13 protein-coding genes are annotated in these 20,343 nt (G+C 67.6%); 3 read left to right on the forward strand and 10 right to left on the reverse strand.

Annotation, left to right across the window (positions count from 1 at the left end; translation table 11 throughout):
• Positions 1-92: 92 nt before the first annotated feature.
• The gene (locus QMZ25_RS05600; protein WP_053518631.1) at positions 93-977 is read right to left on the reverse strand and encodes a DnaJ C-terminal domain-containing protein; all 885 of its coding nucleotides are present in this window, start codon (positions 975-977) and stop codon (positions 93-95) included.
• Positions 978-1,238: 261 nt separating this feature from the next.
• On the opposite strand from QMZ25_RS05600, the gene QMZ25_RS05605 reads away from it, so the two are divergent.
• Together QMZ25_RS05605 and QMZ25_RS05610 are read left to right on the forward strand one after the other, a co-directional pair.
• Positions 1,239-1,721 carry a peroxiredoxin gene (locus tag QMZ25_RS05605; RefSeq protein WP_065182640.1) on the forward strand — a complete coding sequence of 161 codons (483 nt, stop codon included), beginning with the start codon at positions 1,239-1,241 and terminating at the stop codon, positions 1,719-1,721.
• 29 nt (positions 1,722-1,750) lie between these two features.
• On the forward strand, positions 1,751-2,326 hold the full coding sequence (locus QMZ25_RS05610; protein ID WP_053518636.1) for a ferritin-like domain-containing protein: 576 nt from the start codon (positions 1,751-1,753) through the stop codon (positions 2,324-2,326).
• A gap of 43 nt (positions 2,327-2,369) precedes the next feature.
• On the opposite strand, the gene pbpC is transcribed toward QMZ25_RS05610, so the two are convergent.
• From pbpC to prpB, 7 genes are all read right to left on the reverse strand, one after another.
• Positions 2,370-4,751: a penicillin-binding protein 1C gene (gene pbpC, locus QMZ25_RS05615; RefSeq protein WP_262100861.1), complete on the reverse strand. Its 2,382-nt coding sequence runs from the start codon at positions 4,749-4,751 to the stop codon at positions 2,370-2,372.
• 49 nt (positions 4,752-4,800) lie between these two features.
• Positions 4,801-9,708 (reverse strand): alpha-2-macroglobulin, encoded by a 4,908-nt coding sequence (locus QMZ25_RS05620; RefSeq protein WP_283219245.1) that lies wholly within the window; start codon positions 9,706-9,708, stop codon positions 4,801-4,803.
• A 179-nt stretch (positions 9,709-9,887) separates the two neighbouring features.
• On the reverse strand, positions 9,888-11,348 hold the full coding sequence (locus QMZ25_RS05625; RefSeq protein ID WP_193396762.1) for a bifunctional 2-methylcitrate dehydratase/aconitate hydratase: 1,461 nt from the start codon (positions 11,346-11,348) through the stop codon (positions 9,888-9,890).
• 99 nt (positions 11,349-11,447) lie between these two features.
• On the reverse strand, positions 11,448-12,632 hold the full coding sequence (gene prpF, locus QMZ25_RS05630) for a 2-methylaconitate cis-trans isomerase PrpF (protein WP_053518644.1): 1,185 nt from the start codon (positions 12,630-12,632) through the stop codon (positions 11,448-11,450).
• 51 nt (positions 12,633-12,683) lie between these two features.
• Entirely contained in the window at positions 12,684-15,302 is a 2,619-nt protein-coding gene (acnD, locus tag QMZ25_RS05635) for a Fe/S-dependent 2-methylisocitrate dehydratase AcnD (RefSeq protein WP_283219246.1), read from the reverse strand.
• A 98-nt stretch (positions 15,303-15,400) separates the two neighbouring features.
• The gene (gene prpC / locus QMZ25_RS05640; protein WP_053518648.1) at positions 15,401-16,558 is read right to left on the reverse strand and encodes a 2-methylcitrate synthase; all 1,158 of its coding nucleotides are present in this window, start codon (positions 16,556-16,558) and stop codon (positions 15,401-15,403) included.
• Between the two features lie 36 nt (positions 16,559-16,594).
• Complete coding sequence (prpB, locus tag QMZ25_RS05645) at positions 16,595-17,488, reverse strand: methylisocitrate lyase (RefSeq protein ID WP_053518670.1); 894 nt, start codon at positions 17,486-17,488, stop codon at positions 16,595-16,597.
• Between the two features lie 155 nt (positions 17,489-17,643).
• On the opposite strand from prpB, the gene prpR reads away from it, so the two are divergent.
• Positions 17,644-19,227: a propionate catabolism operon regulatory protein PrpR gene (gene prpR / locus QMZ25_RS05650; RefSeq protein ID WP_283219252.1), complete on the forward strand. Its 1,584-nt coding sequence runs from the start codon at positions 17,644-17,646 to the stop codon at positions 19,225-19,227.
• Between the two features lie 47 nt (positions 19,228-19,274).
• On the opposite strand, the gene aacA is transcribed toward prpR, so the two are convergent.
• Both aacA and pdxH read right to left on the reverse strand, forming a co-directional pair.
• Positions 19,275-19,742, reverse strand: coding sequence for an aminoglycoside 6'-N-acetyltransferase (gene aacA / locus QMZ25_RS05655; RefSeq protein ID WP_111186369.1), 468 nt, complete (start codon positions 19,740-19,742; stop codon positions 19,275-19,277).
• Complete coding sequence (gene pdxH, locus QMZ25_RS05660; protein ID WP_053518654.1) at positions 19,739-20,338, reverse strand: pyridoxamine 5'-phosphate oxidase; 600 nt, start codon at positions 20,336-20,338, stop codon at positions 19,739-19,741. The genes aacA and pdxH overlap by 4 nt, the downstream gene beginning before the upstream one ends.
• Between the last annotated feature and the right edge of the window lie 5 nt (positions 20,339-20,343).

Below are 20,343 nucleotides of genomic sequence, written 5' to 3' on the forward strand. Positions count from 1 at the left end.
GGCCATGCCCGGCGAGCGCAGCGGGTCAGGAGCCGCCGGGCATGGCCCGGCGCTACCCCTGGGTTGATTCACCGAGGGCCCTGCCCAGGGCGTCAGATTGATTCGCCGAAGGCCTTGGCCAGGTTGCGGTATGCCTTCTTCTGCGCTTCGTCGGTGGCGGCCGGGGCAATGATCTCCAGCTCGACGATCTGATCGCCGTCGGGATTGCCCGGCAGGCCGCGGCCGCGCAGGCGAAGCTTGCGACCGGCTTCGGAATCGGCCGGAATCTTCAGCTCCACCGCGCCGCCCAGCGTGGGCACGCTGATGCTGGTGCCCAGCGCTGCCTGCCAGGGCGTGACCTGCAGCGAATACAGGATGTTGCGGCCATCGACCTCGAACTGCGGGTGTGCGGCGTACTCCACCTCCAGCAGCAGGTTGCCACCGTGGTTGCCCTGCCCCGCCAGACGGATCACCTGGCCGGGACGGATGCCCTTGGGCACGCGCACATCCAGCTGCCTGCCGTTGACGGTGATGCGCAGGCTGTCGCCGTTGTAGGCGGCCTCCAGCGGCACCGACAGCTTGGCGCGGGTATCGCGGTTGGGTGCATGCCCCTGGCTGCTGAATCCCGGGCCCGGTCCCTGGCCACCGCGCTGGCGGGCGAACAGGCTCTCGAAGAAGTCGCTGAAGCCGCCATTGGGGCCACCACCGCCGAACACTTCCTCGAAATTGAAGCCACCGCCACCGTAGTTCGGCGGCACATTGAATTCCTCGCCCGGCCGGTAGCCCTGCGCGCGCAGCTGGTCATAGGCCGCGCGCTTTTCCGGATCGCGCAGCGCCTCATAGGCTTCATTGACCGCCTTGAACCTGTCTTCGGCCCCGGCCTCCTTGCTGACGTCCGGGTGGTACTTGCGTGCCAGCCGGCGGTATGCGGTCTTGATCTCCGCATCACCCGCACTCGGTTCCACCCCCAGGGTGGCGTAGTAATCCTTGAATTCCATCCAGCTACCTCGATTCGCTTCGGCCGCGCCGGTGGCGCCGCCCCGGGTTCATTCTACGCGCCGGCGATGCTACGCCGCCCCTCGTGCGGCCCCGGTGAGGCCGACTGATCCTGCGCAATGCGCCTGCCATCGGCCTGCGCCACGCTGTGGCTGGAACCCTGGCGCGTGCCCCCTGAAGATGGGGCCTGCACGCGGGGTTTCCAATGTCTTGACGCCCCTGTCCCATCCCGCCAACTAGCCTGCCCCAGCAAGGAGTCCATCATGACCATCCATGTCGGCGACCGCATTCCGGAAGTGACCCTCAAGCGCATCCGCGAGGGCATCGAGACGCTCGATACGCACTCGCTGTTCGACGCCCGCAAAGTGGTGCTGTTCGCCGTGCCCGGCGCCTTCACCCCCACTTGCTCGGCCCGCCACCTGCCCGGCTTCGTCGAGAAGTTCGAGGCGTTCCGCCAGCGCGGCATCGAGGTCTACTGCATGGCGGTCAACGATCCGTTCGTGATGAAGGCCTGGGCCGCTGACCAGCACGTACCCGAGGGCCTGCTGATGCTGTCCGACGGCAATGCCGAACTGACCCGCGCGCTGGGCCTGGAACTGGATGCCAGTGCTTCGGGCATGGGCATCCGCTCGCGCCGGTTTGCCCTGTACGTGGACGACGGCGTCGTCCGCGCGGCCTGGATCGAGCAGCCCGGGCAGTTCGAAGTGTCCTCGGCCGAGTACGTGCTGGAGCACCTGCCCACCTGATCTTCCACCGCAAGAGGAAACGGCCAGCCATGTCCAATACGCCAGCCAACGCCACCACGTCTGCCCACCCGCTTCCCGGCATCAGCGACCGCAAGGTCCTGCGCGAACGCGCGCGGCGCAATCTTGAAGATGGCGCGATCACCGAAAGCTACAGTGCCGACCGCAAGGCCGTGATCAAGCTGCTCAACGACGCCCTCGCCACCGAGTATGTCTGCGTGCTGCGCTACTACCGGCATTACTTCACCGCCAAGGGGATGCTGGCCGATGCGGTCAAGGCCGAGTTCCTTGAGCATGCGCAGCAGGAACAGGCGCATGCTGGCAAGCTGGCCGAACGCATCGTCCAGCTCGGCGGCGAGCCGGACCTCAATCCGGACACGCTGAGCGCGCGTTCGCATGCCGAGTACAAGGAGGGCAGCGACCTGCGTGACATGGTCCGCGAGAATCTGGTCGCCGAACGCATCGCCATCGACAGCTACCGCGAGATGATCGACTTCATCGGTGATCGCGACACGACCACCAAGCGCATCCTCGAGGAGATCCTGGCGCAGGAAGAAGAGCACGCCGATGAGTTCGCCGACCTGCTGGACGGGTGGATCGGGGAATAGCGCTGCGCGTATCGGATATCGCGTGCCGGCCGTGGGCCGGCACCTACCGGAGGACGTTGAAACGCACCTGCGTCCACGCGCCATCGGCAGCCAGCGCGGTCAGCGTATGGCTACCCGGTTCGGCGAACTCGCGCTGCATCAGCTGAGATCCCCGGGTCTGTGCGATCCAGCGGCCATCCAGCAGCCAGTCCACTGCCTGCTCGCTGCCCAGCGCGCGCAGCTGCAGGCGCACGCCGTGTTCGGCATTGGGCGCGCGCGCCAGCGTGGCCCCGTCATTCAGACCGTCCACGTGCAGCGCCACGCTGGCCTCACGGCCATCGTCGCGGCAGTCCGGTGACAGCGCCGGCAGCTGCGACAGCTCCCGGGTCGCCTTCGGCAGCCACGGCGACAGCAGCGCCGGCCAACGGGCGATTTCGCGCGCCACCTCCTCATGAGGCAGACGACAATCGGCCGAGACGCGTAGACCGGTGCGTGCATCTGCCAGGTAGCGCTGACGGCCCGGTTGCCAACGCCGGGCTTCGCGCTCGGGGAACGTGAGCGGTACGGCGCCGTCGAGCAGGTACGCCGGCATCCGCCGCTGGCACACGGCCGGCGGCAATCCTTCGGCGCGTTCACCGGTCGGCCAGCAGATGTCGCCCTGGCTGACGCTGGCCGGCATCGGTGCCGCCGCCGAATCGCCACGCTGGCGCGGCAGACTGTCGACCACCTCGAACATCAGCGGCAGCGCGGTGACCGCGCCGTACTGGCCCGGCAGGGGCGTGCCGTCGGGCCGCCCCACCCATACGCCCACGGTGTAATGCCGCGTGCTGCCGATGGCCCAGGCATCGCGGTAGCCGTAACTGGTCCCGGTCTTCCAGGCAACGCGGGGGCGCCCTCCCACATCGAAGGTGCCCACGCCATACCCCGGACGCGGGTTCGACTCCAGCATCTCGCGTACGATCCAGCTCGCCCCCGGCGACGCCAGCCGCCGCTCGATCATCGGCTCGTCATCGGTGTAGCGCACGCGGCCGGCGATACCGTTGCGGTTCAGTGCGGCGAATGCCCCGACCAGATCTTCCAGCCTCGCGCCGGTGCCACCGAGTATCAGCGAGAGATTGGGGGGGCTGCCCGCGGGAAACCGCAGCTGGATGCCGGCGTGTGACAGGCGCGCGGCAAAGCGCGCGGCGCCGACCCGCTGCAGCAGGTCCACCGAGGGTACGTTGAGCGACAGACGCAACGCACTGGAGGCGCCGATCGGTCCATTGAACGCCATGTCGAAGTTGCCCGGGCGGTAGCTGCCGAAGCTCTGCGGCGCGTCCACCAGCAGGCTCTCCGAGTGGATCAGGCCGTCATCCAGCGCCATCGCGTACAGGAACGGCTTGAGGGTCGAACCCGGCGAGCGCCAGGCCTGAACCATGTCGACGTGGCCCAGGCGCTGGCGGTCGCCGAAGGACAGCGTTCCCACGTAGGCGCGCGCCTGCAGGGTCTGGTTGTCGACCACCAGCAATGCCGCCGACGTCCGCTCCGGCAGGCTCGAGAAATAGCTGGCCACGCGCTCTTCCAGTGTGCGCTGCAGGCCGATGTCGATGCTGCTCCGGATGCGCGCCTGGCCGGGGTGTGCCGCATGCAGCCGCTGCGCCAGCAATGCCGCATGCAGTGGCGGTCGCAGCGACCGCGCCACCACGTTCTCGATGCGTGCATCCTCCACCTCATCCGGTGTCCACGCCCCCCGTTCGGCCATGCGTGCCAGCACCTTGTCACGTGCCTTCTGCGCCGCTTCCGGATGGCGGTCCGGGCGCAGGCGGCTGGGTGCCTGTGGCAGCACCGCCAGCAACGCGGCCTCGGCATGTGACAGCTGCGCGGCCGGCTTGCCCAGGTAGGCCCAGCTGGCAGCCTCCACGCCCTCGATGGTGCCGCCGTAGGGCGCACGCTCCAGATACAGGGCCAGGATCTCCCGCTTGGAAAGATGCACTTCCAGCTGCAGGGCCCGCAGCACCTGCTTGAGCTTGCCCCACGGGGTACGCGAATGCGGGTCGAGGATGCGTGCCACCTGCATGGTCAGGGTCGAGCCACCGGAAACGATGCGGCCGCCGCGCAGCAGCTGGCCGCTGGCACGCAGGATCGCCAGCGGGTTGATGCCCGGATGGCGCCAGAACCAGCGGTCCTCGTAGGTCAACAACGCCTGCAGGTACAACGGCGAGACGCTGTCGATCGAGGCCGGATAGCGCCACACGCCCTCGGCATCGGCGAACGCACGCAGTGGCGTGCCGTCGGCAGCCACCACCAGGGTGCTGGTGTCGCGCTGCTTCGGCAGTGGCGGCGGGAAAACGACGTCCAGTACCAGCAGCAGCGTCAGCAGACCCGCTGTTCCCCAGCGCAGCCACGGCCACAGCGGCCGCAGCCGGCGGCGCAGGTCCGCCCGCCGGGTCGTCATCGCGTTCTTCATTGCAGGTTGCCAGCAGGACGGGCCGCGCCGTCGCGGCCCGTCCGCGCGGTCACGGCTGCACCACCGTGATCGTGGTCGGGTTGCTGCGGCCGACGCCACGCAGCTGCGGCCGGTACATGTCTTCCACCAGCGGCGGCGGCACCGAGTAGGTGCCCGGGGTCACCGCACGCACCAGGTAGAACACATTGGCCTTTCCGCCGCGCGAGAGCTTGAGCGCTGCCACGTAGCGGTCGTCGCGGAACTCCTCATGCTTGGTATCGGCCGCGTCACCGCGGTCGCTGATGGTGATGCCATCGACGACCACGTCCGCCCACTGCTTCGCATCGCCCAGGTTGAAGTTCTCGATCTCCAGGCCGGCCGGCAGCAGATCGGTCAGCAGCGCATCCGGCATGGTGGTGTCGGCACTGACGGTGACCCGCACGATCAGCGCTTCGCCTTCCTTCAGCGGGCGCGGCGACCACGGCTTGCCGTCGGTACCGAAGTAGCTGCGCTCGACACCGATCACACTGTTGTCCGGCGCGGGCGCACTGCGCGGGATGCCCGCCACATCGATGCTGGCGAACATCGGGGGCTGGCCCTGCGGAGTGAAGCGCACTCCGCTGGCCAGTTCGCTGGCGCTGAAGGTGCGGCCGAACAGCTTGCGCTCGCTGATCGATTCACTGTTGCCACCGATCACCAGCTCGCCGGCCACCAGTGCCTTCTGGTTGGCCGCCAGCGCCTTGCCGAGGCGGGCAATGGCGACCTGCTCCTGCGTGCTCAGCCACATCCAGCCGGCGTTGCGGCGCGCATCCAGGCCGCGGCCGAGATCAACCGCACGCGCATCCCATGCCGACTTCGCCAGCTTGTTCTCGTGGGTCAGCGCGATCATCAGCGCATCATCACGGATCGCGCTGCCGTAGTCGCCGAAGTACGACGGGCGCTCGCTGCTGGACTTGGCGAAGGCAGCTTCCAACGCGGCCTGGCCTCGCTTGGCGTCGCCCTGCAGCGACAGCGCCACACCCAGGTGGACCAGCGACAGGCCGCCAACCGCCTTGCTGCGCTCGTTGTCGTACAGCGTGCGCAGCGTACCCAGCGGCGCACGGTTGACCCGGGCCAGCACGTAGCCGGAATACGCCTGGTTGGCGAACTTCAGCTTCTCGCGCTCGTCCTGCCCGTAGAACGGGTTGCCACCGGACAGCAGATCCTCGCTGAGACGGTTCAGTGCCTTCTGCAGCACGTTGTCCGGTACGGCGAAGCCGGCATCCCGGGCATCAAGCAGGAACTCGGCGATGTACGGGGTCAGCCACGGGTTCACATAACCATCGTCGCCCCACATCGAGAAGTTGCCGTTGGCCACCTGCATCGACGCCAGGCGGCCGAACGCGCCCTCCATGCGTTCGCGGCGGGTCTTGGCATCCAGGCCGTCTGCGCCGAGCATCGACGACGTGGCCTGATCCAGGATCAGCGCAGCGTAGCCCTTGCTGGTGGTCTGCTCGGCGCAGCCATACGGGTAATTCAGCGCGCCCTGCAGAGCACTGGCAAACGGAATCGGGGGCAGCGGGCTGACCAGCAGGCGCGCATTGACCGACTCGGACATCAGGCCATCGGCCAGACCGCTGTCGAGGCTGACCGCCGCCAGCGGGTCGAGCGTGCGTACCTGCGAGCGCAGCACCTGCGGCCATGCCGCACGCACCGGCAGGTCGTAGCGGCGGTCGGCCTTGAAGCCATTGCCTTCCACACGCACCCGCACCTTCGCCACGCTGTGGCCTTCGCGTGCCGACAGCGGGAAGCTCAGCGTGGTCTTCGCATCGGCGTTGAGCTGCACGCTGCGGCTGCCCTCGCCCAGGGCCAGCGGTCCCTCGCTGTCCACGCGCACGTTGAACTGGCCCGGCTTGCCGGTGAAGTTCTGCACATCCAGCGTCACGGTGCTGCGGTCGCCCGGGGCGAGCACGCGCGGCATGCTGGCCTCGGCCAGGATCGGTGCACGCACCACCGTTTCCACGTCGCGCTTGCCGTACTGGTCATCGCTGTACACCAACGCCGACACGCGCAGTGTGCCGTTGAAGTCCGGCACCTTGAGGCGGATGCGGGCATTGCCCTTGGCATCAAGCTTGACCGGGCCGGAGAACAGATCCACGGTCTGCACGCGCGCGGTCGGCCGCTTGGCCTGAGGCAGGGACTGCAGCGCCATGTCACCGCCGAACTTCAGCTTGCCGGCGCCGCCGTCGAAGCTCTCGATCACCCGGCTGTAGATGTCATAGGCATCGATGCCGAGGCGGCGCTGGGCGAAGAAGTGCGCGCCGGCATCGGGCACGGGGAAACGGGTGATGTTGAGGATGCCCACATCCACCGCCGACACGGTGACGTGCGCGGCCTTGCCGGCCAGCTGCGGTGCGCTGACCGTCACCGGCAGATCCTGTTCCGGGCGCATCTGCTTCGGCGCCACCAGGCCGACGGCCACGGTGCGGCCCCTGCGGTCCATCGGTACGTGCACCACGCCGACAGCGCGCGCCGGGGTGATCTTGCTCGGCGCACTGCCGCCCCGGAACACCAGCGCGGTGATGTAGACATCGTGGCGCTCCCAGTCAGCGGTGACCGGGATGTTGAAGGTGGCACCGGGTTTGGCGTCGATGTCCTGCACGTACAGCATGCGATCGGTCTCGACCATCAGGATGCCCTTGCCGGCATGCGGCGGCGTCACCGTCACCTGCAGGGTGTCGCCCGCCTTGTAGCCGGTCTTGTCCAGGCCCAGCTTGACCTTGTCCGGGCGCGCATCGAGACCGCGATTGTCATCGCCCCAGCTCCAGCCGGCACGGAACGGATAGCGGCTGGTCAGGCCGGTGCCCGGATCGAACACGTCCACCCGGTACTCGCCCCACTCGACCGGGACATCGAACGCCACCGCGCTGCTGCCGGCATCGACCGTGCGGGTTTCCCTGTTCTCGAACCGACGGGTGAAATCGTAGTCCCAGCGGTTGTCGTTGAAGGTCCAGTGATAGTCACGCAGCTCGCGCACCAGGGTGATCTTCAGGCCCTTGGCCGGCTGCGGCCGGCCGGCGGCGTCCACGCGCACCAGTTCGAAGCGTGCGTTGCTGTTGGAGTCGGCACCATCGTCGGGGTTGAACAGCGGACGCACGCCGACCAGTGCATTGGCCGGCCACATCACCCGCTTCAGGGTGCGGGTCACGGTCCGCCCACCGGTCTCGTACAGGCTGCCGGACAGCACCACCGCGATCGGCGCCTTGGCCTTGGCCGCTTCTTCCGGCAGCGTCACGTCCTCGCGCAGCTGGCCGTTGGCCGGCAGCGTCGTGTCGATCACGTCCTTGGCCTCGCGCGGCAGCTGCAGGGTCGGGTCGCCGAAGAAGTAGCCCGGCAATCCCTCGACCGGCTGCTGTTCGGCTGCCACGGCCAGGCGCGCGGTGAAGCGGTTGCCGTCAGCCGGCGCGCCGTACAGATACGCGCCATCGGCCTGCAGACGAAGATCTTCGCCCGGCTTGAGCGTCTTCTGCGGGCTGTCCAGGTCCAGCTTCATCCGTTCGGGCAGGAACTCTTCGATGCGCAGGGTCATGCCCTGGATCGCTTCCTTGCTGGCCGGATCGGTACGGAACTCCACCTGCCAGCGTCCTGTCGGCGCCTCGGCCGGGATGACCTGCTCGAAGGCGATGTAGCCCTGCTCGCCCGGCTGCAGGCGGGTCTCGCGGAAGGTCTTGCCGTCGGGCTGCTTCAGGCGCAGGAACACCGGCTGCGACTTGACCGGCTTGCCATCATTGTCGCGCAGCAGCGCGGACAGGCGCACGGTCTCGCCCGGCCGATAGAGGTCGCGGCCGGACCATGCGTAGACATCGAACCAGGCATTGTCACGGCCGGCAACGGCAAACTCGCTCAGGTCCAGGGCCGGCTGGTTGAAGGGCAGGAAGCTGGTGTCGCGACCACTGCTGGCCACCAGCACGTGGGTGGCGTCGAGCGTGTAGTTCAGCAGCGCATTGCCGTTGCCATCGGTACTGCCCTTGAGCACCACCTCGCCTTTGCCGTCGAGCACGCGCAGCTCGACGTTCTTCAGCGGTGCTCCGTCCTTCAGTCCGGCGGTGTGGACGAACAGCTTGTCCTTGTAGGCGCGCGTGTGCAGGCCGATGTCGCTGACCGAGAAGAACGCGGTGTCGAACTCGCCCTCGTAATCGCCCGTGCGCTTGAGCAGTGCGAAGTACAGGCCCGGCTCCTGCAGCTCCTTGATGTCCTGGGTTGGCAGGTAGGTCAGCACCCGCTCGTTCTGCTTGCCGCCGAGGATGAAGCGGTTGACGTAGACCGGCTCGGCCAACGCATTGATCGGGCTGCGCTCGTAGTCGCTGCTCAGTTCCCAGCTGCCACGACGGCCGCCGCGCTGGTACTGGCTGAAGAAGGTCGGCAGATCCTTCTCGCGCACGCGCAGGAATTCGACGTCGACCTCGGGAACATTCACGGAGACAACCGGCAGGCCGCGGCTGTCCTTGGCCGGCAGCACGCTGCCCTGCGAGGCGAAGCCGGCCACCGGCTTCAATTCGCCACTGAACACCTTCTGTTTCAGCTCCTTGCCCAGCCGGCTGCCATCGGCGGCCAGCAGGTCCGGCGATACCACCAGGCTGAACTCCTTGCCGGCTTCGACGAACGGATAGCGCAGGGTCAGTCCGTCATCGGACAGGGTCCAGCTGCTGTCGTCGGTGCCGACCTTCTCCTCGAAGCGCACCAGCGTGTCGAAATCCTGCGTGCCGACCAGCGGGCGCGAGAACTCCAGCGCCAGCGACAGGCCGTCATTCTTCTGGTCCGGGTAGGCGCGCAGCAGGGTGAAATCCTTCACCTGCTCGGCCTGGGTGGCAATGGCCTCGCCACTGGCCTTGGGTAGCTGCCCGCTGTCGTTGCGGCAACCGGCCAGACCCAGCAACAGGCCTCCTGCCAGTACCGCCGCCGCCCATCCCCACCGCTTGCGCCGTGCCGGACCGCTCATGTCGTCACTCCTTGATCGAGGCGGCCATTATAGGCGCGCCGCGTCAAGGTGTTGGCGCGGATCCGGCAGGAACACATCGGAACGGTAACGCCGGGCCATGCCCGGCGGTCCCGGTAGCGGCCAACCTTGGTTGGCGTTGGGCCCGTGCCAACCAAGGTTGGTACCTACCAAGGCGCGCCCTACCCCGGCCGGTACAGATCCACGTAGTCGGTCACCGGCATGGCCGCCAGCGCCACCGGGTCCAGCGAGGCCGCCAGGATGCGCTGCTGCTGGGTGGTAGGGAACCGATGGGCCAGATGCCGCCGGAACTTGTCCATCAACAGGGGCATGCCCTCGTCGCGTCGCCGGGCGTGGCCGAGCGGGTACTCGACCAGGACCTCCGGCAGTTCGCTGCCGTCGTTGAAGCGGACGGTCAGGCCGTTGGCGATGCTGCGCTTGTCCGGGTCCAGGTAATCCGCGCTGAGCTGCGGGTCTTCGTGGCAGGTCATTCGCGCGCGCAGCGCATCGATGCGGGGGTCAGCAGCAACATCGTCCTCGTAGTCCTCAGCCACCAGCCGCCCATGCAGCAGCGCGATGGCGACCATGTACTGCACGCAGTGGTCGCGGTCGGCCGGATTGTGCAGCGGGCCGCGCTTGTCGATGATGCGGATGCAGGCCTCCTGCGTGCGGATGGCGATATGCGCGATGTCATCGACGCTGCGCCCGCCTGCCCGCAGCTGCGCGTGCAGCGCGACCGCGGCCTCCACCGCGGTCTGGCCGTGGAACTCGGCGGGAAAACTGATCTTGAACAGCACGTTCTCCATCACGTAGCTGCCCAGCGGCCGCCCCAGCGTCACCGCCTGACCATGCATGGAGACCGCTTCGAAGCCCCAGGTGGGAGCGCTCAACACGCTGGGATACCCCATCTCGCCGCTGGCCGCCATCAGCGCCAGGCGCACGCCGCGACTGGTGGCATCGCCGGCGGCCCAGCTCTTGCGCGAACCGGTGTTGGGCGCATGCCGGTAGGTCCGCAGCGCCTGGCCATCGACCCAGGCCAGCGACAGCGCATTGAGCATGCGCTCGCGATCCAGCCCAAGCAGGCGGGCGACCACGGCGGTGGTGGCGACCTTCACCAGCACCACGTGGTCCAGCCCGACCCGGTTGAAGGAATTCTCCAGAGCCAGCACGCCCTGGATCTCGTGCGCCTTGATCATCGCCACCAGCACATCGTGCACGGTCGGCGGTGGACGACGCAGGGCCGCGGCATTGCGCCCCAGCCAATCGCAGACGGCCAGGATGCCGCCGAGATTATCCGACGGATGACCCCACTCGGCGGCCAGCCAAGTGTCGTTGAAGTCGAGCCAGCGCACCATCGCGCCGATATTGAACGCCGCCTGCACCGGATCCAGCACGTAGTGCGTTCCCGGCACGCGCGCGCCGTTGGTCACGCTGATGCCCGGCACCAGGGGCCCGAGCAGCTTGCTGCAGGCCGGGAAGGACAGCGCTTCCAGGCCGCAACCGAGGGTATCCAGCAGGCAGTAATGCGCGGTCTGGAATGCCAGTGGCGAGTCGATGCGCACGTCGCGCACGTAATCGACGATGTCCTCCAGCAGCGCATCCCACGCGGCACGTTCGTTGGACGGGGTGTGGCTGTCGGACATCGTCTGTTCTCCGCTGACGCCGGACCACGCCCGGCGGTTCATGGGCGGGCCCTGCCGCGCTCGCCGGGCATGGCCCGGCGCTACCGCCATGGTCCCGCGTTACAAGGTGTCGGCCGGTACCCGCACGCTGCCTTCCATCAATACACGGGCGCTGCGGCTCATGATGGCCTTGGTCACTGTCCACTGGCCGTCAACGAGACCGGCCTGGGCGCCCACGCGCAGCGTGCCGGACGGATGCCCGAAGGTCACCGCCTCGCGCTGGCCACCGCCGGCGGCACGGTTGACCAGCGTGCCCGGAATCGCAGCAGCGGTACCGATCGCCACGGCGGCAGTGCCCATCATCGCGTGATGCAGCTTGCCCATCGACAGCGCACGCGCATGCAGATCGATGGCCGATGCCGGGATTGCCTTGCCGCTGGACGATACATAGTCCTGTGCCGGTGCCACGAACGCCACTTTCGGCGTGTGCTGGCGGGTCGCCGCCTCTTCCAGCGTCGAGATCAGGCCCATGCGCAGCGCACCGTGTGCACGGATGCTCTCGAACTTCTGCAGGGCAGCCTTGTCGTCGTTGATCGCCGGCTGCAGCTCGGTACCGCTGTAGCCCAGATCGGCCGCATTGAGGAAGATGGTCGGGATGCCGGCGGTGATCATCGTCACCTCGAAACTGCCCACGCCCGGCACATCCAGGGTATCGACCAGGTTGCCGGTCGGGAACATCGCGCCCGCGTCGCCATCATCGGAGGGATCTATGAACTCAAGCTGGATCTCGGCGGCCGGGAAGGTCACGCCATCCAGCTCGAAATCACCGATCTCCTGCACCTCGCCATTGCGCATCGGCACGTGGGCGATGATGGTCTTGCCGATGTTGGCTTGCCAGATGCGCACGGTGCACAGGCCGTCGCGCGGCACCCGGGCCGGATCGATCAGGCCGTTGGCGATGGCGAACGGACCCACCGCAGTGCTGAGGTTGCCACAGTTGCCGCTCCAGTCGACGAACGCGGTGTCGATCGAAACCTGGCCGTACAGATAGTCCACATCGTGATCGGGCACGGACGCACTGGAGATGATCACGCACTTGCTGGTGCTGGACGTGGCCCCGCCCATGCCATCGGTGTGCTTGCCATAGGGATCGGGCGACCCGATCACGCGCATCAGCAGCGCATCACGTGCCGGGCCCGGCACCTGTGCGGCTGCGGGCAGGTCCTGCAGGCGGAAGAACACGCCCTTGCTGGTGCCACCGCGCATGTAGGTGGCGGCAATGCGGAGTTGCGGAAGAAAGCTCATGGAACGGTTCCTTGCAATGAAAGACGGCCCGTTGCCGGGCCGTCGGTTGTCTCATGCCACCCGGGCACCTTCGAGGAAATCCTGGGCGAAGCGCTGCAGTACACCGCCCGCTTCGTAGATCGCCACTTCCTCGTCGCTGTCCAGGCGACAGGTGACCGGCACGATGATGTCCTGCCCATCGCGGCGGTGGATGACCAGGGTCAGGTCGGCGCGCGGCGTGCGCTCGCCCACCACGTCGAAGGTCTCGGTACCGTCGATGCCCAGGGTCAGCCGGGTGGTGCCCGGCTTGAATTCCAGCGGCAGCACGCCCATGCCGATCAGGTTGGTGCGGTGGATGCGCTCGAAGCCTTCCGCCGCGATCGCTTCCACGCCGGCCAGGCGCACGCCCTTCGCCGCCCAGTCACGCGAGCTGCCCTGGCCGTAGTCGGCACCGGCGATGATGATCAGCGGCTGCTTGCGCTCCATGTAGGTCTCGATCGCCTCCCACATGCGCATCACCTTGCCCTCCGGCTCCACCCGCGCCAGCGAGCCCTGCTTCACGCTGCCGTCGTCGTTGCGCACCATCTCGTTGAACAGTTTCGGGTTGGCGAAGGTGGCGCGCTGCGCGGTCAGGTGGTCGCCGCGGTGGGTTGCGTAGGAATTGAAGTCCTCTTCCGGCAGGCCCATCTTCGCCAGGTATTCGCCGGCGGCACTGGAGGCCAGGATTGCGTTGGACGGCGACAGGTGGTCGGTGGTGATGTTGTCCGGCAGCACCGCCAGCGCGCGCATGCCCGCCAGCGTGCGTTCACCGGCCAGCGCCCCCTCCCAGTACGGCGGGCGGCGGATGTAGGTGCTCTGCGGGCGCCAGTCATACAGCGGACTGACCGCCGCCCCCTGCTCCACGCGCACGTTGAACATCGGGTTGTAGACGCTGCGGAACTGCTCGGGCTTCACCGCCGCCTTCACCACTGCATCGATCTCGGCATCGCTCGGCCAGATGTCCTTCAGGCGCACCTCGTTGCCGTCGGCATCCACGCCAAGCACGTCCTTCTCGATGTCGAAGCGCATGGTGCCGGCAATGGCATAGGCGATCACCAGCGGCGGCGATGCCAGGAAGGCCTGCTTTGCGTAAGGATGGATGCGGCCATCGAAGTTGCGGTTGCCCGACAGCACGGCGGTGGCATACAGGTCGCGGTCGATGATTTCCTGCTGGATCGCCGGATCCAGCGCACCGCTCATGCCGTTGCACGTGGTGCAGGCGAACGCGACGATGCCGAAGCCGAGCTTTTCCAGCTCCGGCAGCAGGCCGGCCTCTTCCAGATACAGCTGCACCGCTTTTGAACCCGGGGCCAGCGACGACTTGACCCACGGCTTGCGCAGCAGGCCGCGCTCGTTGGCCTTGCGCGCCAGCAGGCCGGCGGCGATCACGTTGCGCGGGTTGGAGGTGTTGGTGCAGCTGGTAATGGCGGCGATGATCACCGCGCCATCAGGCATCAGGCCCCGCAGCTGCTCGGCCTTGCCGGCATCGAGCTTGGCTGCGTCGGCGATGCCGCGCTCGGCCAGCTCGGCCACCGGCAGGCGGCGATGCGGATTGCTCGGGCCCGCCATGTTGCGGACCACGCCGGACAGGTCGAAGCGCAGCACGCGCTCGTACTGCGCCGTGGCCAGCGCATCGGCCCACAGACCGGTGCTGCGTGCGTAGTTCTCCACCAGCGCCACCTGCGATTCCTCGCGGCCGGTCAGGCGCAGGTAATCGATGGTCTGCCCGTCGATGTAGAACATCGCCGCGGTCGCGCCGTATTCCGGGCACATGTTGGAGATGGTGGCACGGTCACCGATGGTCAGCGCGGCCGCACCCTCGCCGAAGAATTCAAGCCAGGCGCCCACCACGCGTTCCTTGCGCAGGAACTCGGTCAGGGCCAGCACCACGTCGGTGGCGGTGATCCCTGGCTGTGGCCGACCGGTCAGTTCCACGCCGATGATGTCGGGCAGGCGCATCCACGACGCGCGGCCGAGCATCACGTTCTCGGCCTCCAGGCCGCCGACACCGATGGCGATCACGCCCAGCGCATCGACGTGCGGGGTATGGCTGTCGGTGCCCACGCAGGTATCCGGGAAGGCCACGCCGTCCTGCACGTAGATCACCGGCGACATCTTCTCCAGGTTGATCTGGTGCATGATGCCGTTGCCCGGCGGAATCACATCCACGTTCTGGAACGCCCGCTTGGTCCAGTCGATGAAATGGAAGCGATCCTCGTTGCGGCGATCCTCGATGGCGCGGTTCTTCTCGAATGCCTGCGGATCGAAACCACCGCACTCCACCGCCAGCGAGTGATCAACGATCAGCTGTACCGGCACCACCGGGTTGACCTTGGCCGGATCGCCGCCCTTGTCGGCGATCGCATCGCGCAGGCCGGCGAGATCCACCAGCGCGGTCTGGCCGAGAATGTCATGGCACACCACGCGCGCCGGGAACCAGGGAAAATCCAGGTCGCGGCGACGTTCGATCAGCTGCGTCAGCGAGGCGGTGAGCATCGCCGGATCGCAACGCCGTACCAGGTTCTCGGCCAGCACGCGCGAGACATACGGCAGCGTGGCGTAGGCGCCGGGCTGGATCGCATCGACCGCAGCGCGCGCATCGAAGTAGTCCAGCGGGGTGCCGGGGAGGGTCTTGCGGTAATCGGTATTCATGGGCTGGCGGAATGCTTGGGGCGGGCCGGATGCCGGCGAGCGGCAATGAAGGCATCCGGCCGGCACTGGGCCGACCGGATGGATGGATCACGCGGCGGTCAGGCGCGCTTGTCGATGGCCACGAACTCGCGATCTTCCGGGCCGATGTAGTTCGCGCTCGGACGGATGATCTTGCCGTCGATGCGCTGCTCGACGATGTGCGCGCTCCAGCCGGCGGTGCGGGCGATGACGAACAGCGGGGTGAACATCGCGGTCGGCACGCCCATCATGTGGTAGCTGACGGCGCTGAACCAGTCCAGGTTCGGGAACATTTTCTTGATGTCCCACATAACCGTCTCCAGGCGCTCGGCGATGTCGTACATCTTCATGCTCGACTGCTCTTCGGACAGCTCACGGGCGACGTCCTTGATCACCTTGTTGCGCGGGTCGGACACGGTGTACACCGGGTGGCCGAAGCCGATCACCACTTCCTTGCGCTCGACGCGGGCCTTGATGTCCTCTTCGGCCTCATCCGGGCTGTCGTAGCGCTTCTGCACCTCGAAGGCCACTTCGTTGGCGCCGCCGTGCTTGGGGCCGCGCAGCGCGCCGATGCCACCACAGATCGCACTGTACATGTCGCTGCCGGTACCGGCGATGACACGGCAGGTGAAGGTGGACGCATTGAACTCATGCTCTGCGTACAGGATCAGCGAGGTGTGCATCGCCTTCACCCACGAATCCTGTGGCTTCTCGCCGTGCAGCAGGTGCAGGAAGTGGCCACCGATGGAATCGTCATCGGTCTCCACGTCGATGGCGCGGCCGTTGTGGCTCCAGTGGTACCAGTACAGCAGCATCGAGCCGAGGCAGGCCATCAGCTTGTCGGCGATGTCGCGTGCACCCGGATGGTTGTGGTCATCCTTTTCCGGCGCCACGCAGCCGAGCACCGACACGCCAGTGCGCATCACGTCCATCGGGTGTGCCGACGGCGGCAGTTCTTCCAGCGCGGCTTTCACCGCGGCCGGGATGCCACGCAGCGACTTCAGCTTGGCCTTGTACGAAACCAGCTCGGCGCGGGTCGGCAGCTTGCCGTGCACCAGCAGGTACGCGATTTCCTCGAATTCGCTGGTGTTGGCCAGATCCAGGATGTCGTAGCCACGGTAGTGCAGGTCATTGCCGCTGCGACCGACGCTGCACAGCGCGGTGTTGCCGGCGGCAGTGCCGGACAGGGCGACGGATTTCTTCGGCTTGAAGGTCGGGGTTGCGGTCGTATCGTTCATGTTTCCCTCCGAAAACTTGATGGTGCAGGGTACTGCTTATTTCTTGGCGGCGAACAGTGCGTCGAGCTGCTGCTCGAACGCGTGGTAGCCGATGCGGTCGTACAGTTCTTCGCGGGTCTGCATGGCGTCGACCACGCTGCGCTGGTGACCGTCGCGGCGCACCGCCTGGTAGACGTTCTCCGCCGCCTTGTTCGCCGCGCGGAACGCCGACAGCGGGAACAGCTGGATGGCGACCCCGGCCGAGGCCAGCTCGTCGCGGCTGAACAGCGGCGTCGCACCGAATTCGGTGATGTTGGCCAGCACCGGCACCTTCACCGCATCGACGAAGCGGCGGTAGGTGTCCAGATCGTAGGCAGCCTCGGCGAAGATGCCATCAGCGCCCGCTTCGACACAGGCGATGGCGCGCTCGATGGCCTTGTCCACGCCGTCCACCTGGATGGCATCGGTGCGTGCGATCAGGAAGAAATCCGGATCGGTCTTTGCATCAGCGGCGGCCTTCACGCGGTCGACCATCTCACCCTGCGAAACGATCTCCTTGCCGGGACGGTGACCACAGCGCTTGGCGCCCACCTGGTCCTCGATGTGGCAGGCGGCCGCGCCGGCCTTGATCAGCGACTTCACGGTGCGCGCGATGTTGAACGCGCTGGGTCCGAAGCCGGTATCGATGTCCACCATCAGCGGCAGGTCGCAGACGTCGGTGATGCGGCGCACGTCCACCAGCACGTCTTCCAGGGTGTTGATGCCCAGGTCCGGCAGGCCCAGCGAGCCTGCGGCAACACCACCGCCGGACAGGTAGATGGCGCGGAAGCCGGCGCGCTTGGCCAGCAGGGCGTGGTTGGCGTTGATCGCACCGATCACCTGCAGCGGCGATTCGGCGGCCAGAGCCTCGCGGAAGCGGGCACCGGCGGAAGAAGGGGCGGAAGCGGTCATGCGGCAATCCATGTTGAGGAACAAGTGGGCAGGCGCAAGCACCATGCCAAGCTGCAAGCGATTGATTTCAAAGGCATGACCGGCTGACAGCCATGAAACATATGAAACATTGAAACAGATGTATCATGAAACACTCCCGTGCCGGTGTCCGCCCCATGTACCTGCCCCGCTCGCCCCTGCGCCATGCCGATGCCGACCCCGGTCGCCCGGTGATCTGGACGGTCAGCGTTTCGCGGCTGACCGGCCTGCTGGGTGACGTCATTCCCGAGTTCGACCGCCGCTCGCGCATCGAGCAGATCAACCTCGGCTTCGAAGAGGCAGTGGAGGTGATCGGCCAACGCCTGCGCCGCGAGCACTGCGACGTGGTGATTGCCGGTGGCTCGAACGCGGCCTGGCTGCGCAGTCGGCTCGACCTGCCGCTGGTGCCGATCCAGGCCAACGGCTTCGACCTGATGGAGGCTCTGGCGCGCGCGCGCCGCATCGCCGCACGCATCGGCCTGGTCACCCATGCCAGCGACGTGCCGGTGTTCAGCGGCTTCCAGCAGAGCTTCGGCCTGGATATCGAGCACCGCCGCTTCGTCACCCGCGAAGATGCGCGCGACTGCATCGCCGATCTGCGTGCCAACGGCATCGAAGTGATCGTCGGCACCGGGATGGCCATCGACCATGCCGAGCAGGCCGGGCTGCCGGGCGTGCTGCTGTATTCGGCCGACTCGGTACGGCAGGCCTTCGAGCATGCGCTGGAACTGACCCAGACCCTGGCACGCTCGGTGGGTCCACGCCCCACCATGCGGCGCAGTGCCGCCCCGCGCGGCGATGCATACGCGCTGCTCGGCGACAGCGAGGCGATGGCGCAGGTGCGCGCACAGATCGCGCTCTATGCACCGCACGACAGCACCGTGCTGGTCACCGGCGAGACCGGTACCGGCAAGGAACTGGTGGCACGGCAACTGCACGCCGCCAGCGGCCGGCGCGGTCGTTTCGTCGCGCTGAACTGCGGCGCGATCAGCGAATCGCTGCTGGAAGCCGAACTGTTCGGCTACAGCGATGGCGCCTTCACGGGCGCACGTCGTGGCGGCCGGGTCGGCCTGGTCGAAGCGGCCGATGGCGGCACACTGTTCCTTGACGAGATCGGCGAGCTGCCCTTGCCGCTGCAGACCCGCCTGCTGCGCGTGCTGGAAGAACGTGAAGTGCTGCGCGTCGGCGCCACCGAACCAACACCCGTGGACCTGCGGGTGGTGGCCGCGACGCTGCAGTCGCTGGAGCATCGCGCAGCTGCCGGCAGCTTCAGGCGCGACCTCTACTACCGGCTGGCGGCACTGCGCATCGCACTGCCCCCGCTGCGTGCCCGGCGCGCTGACATCCCGCTGCTGACCCGGCACTTCTTCCGCCAGCTGCGCGGTATCGACGCCCCCCTGGACCAGGACGCGATGGCAGTGCTGGGTGCCGCCGACTGGCCGGGCAATGTGAGAGAGCTGCGCAATCTGGTCGACCGCCTGCGCATCCACTGGCAGCCGGCAGACGGGATGATCGACGCTGGGCGCCTGCTGCAGCTGGCGCCGGAACTGGCGCGCGAAAGCACCCCGTCCCTGCGGCTGGAAAGCAATGGCAGGCGCCCGGCACGGGCCCAGCTGCAGGCGCTGCTGCAGGAACACCGCAATGACCGCGAAGGCATGGCCCAGGTGCTCGGCGTGTCACGCACCACCTTGTGGCGCTGGCTGCGCGCGGAAGGACTGTAGGCAGGCGCAGCGCGGACCGCGCGGCGCGCCGCCAGCCAAGATTGGCACTACCCCCGCGTGGCCGCGTCCAGCGGCATGCGGAAATAGACCACCCGCTCGGTCTCTTCAAAGCCACAGGCGCGGTGTGCCGCGTGCGCCTCTACGTCCTCCAGGCGGCTGTCCGAGGCCAGCTCGCTGCAGCCCGCGTCCCGCGTCCACGCCTGCACTTCCGCCAGCAGGGCACGGCCGACAGCGCGGCCCTGCCACTGCGGCGTTACATACCAGCCTTCCAGGAACCCGACCGGCGAGGAACCGGTGCCGTTCACATAGTTGTGGCGCAGGCGCACCTCGGCGAAACCGACCGCCTCACCATCAGCCGCGCACGCCAGGAACACCGCACCTTCCGGATCGGCCAGCGACTGCGCCAGCTCCTCCAGTGGATCATCGGCGTCGGGCCACAGGCCCACGCGCAGCTGCGACCATGCAGCGGCATCGGCCGGTGTGGCCTGGCGGATCGTGGCAGCGCAGCCGCTCACGGATACAACAGGCGCTTGCTCCAGCGCCCCTCGGCGCCGGCTTCATAGCACCACCGCTCGTGCAGGCGGAACTGCGCGCCGTACCAGAACTCGATGCGGTCGGGCACCACGCGCAGGCCACTCCAGCCGTCCGGACGCGGCACGTCCTTGCCCTCGAAACGTGCCTCGACCTCGGCCACGCGCGCATCGAACTCTTCGCGCGTTGCAAGCGTCTTCGACTGCTGCGAGGCCCACGCGCCGATCTGGCTCATGCGCGGACGGCTGGCGAAATAGGCGTCTGCTTCCGCATCGGCCACCTGTTCGACACGGCCTTCGATGCGCACCTGGATGCCGGCCTCGCGCAGGCTGCGCCACAGGAACAGCAGGGCCGCCTGCGGATTGGCCCGCAGCTCCTGGCCCTTGTGGCTGTCCAGGTGGGTATAGAACACGAAGCCACGCTCATCGAAGGCCTTCAGCAGCACGGTGCGCGCCGATGGACGACCGTGCAGGTCGGCACTGGCCACGGTCATCGCGTTGGGCTCGACCTCGCGGCTCTGTTTGGCCTCGTCGAACAGGGCCGCAAACGTGGACAGGGCTTCGGCGTACAGGTCGCTCATGATTG

Origin of the sequence: Stenotrophomonas sp. RS-48 (assembly GCF_030053245.1) — a bacterium.
In the GTDB taxonomy this organism is placed as follows: Bacteria; Pseudomonadota; Gammaproteobacteria; order Xanthomonadales; family Xanthomonadaceae; genus Stenotrophomonas; species Stenotrophomonas maltophilia_P.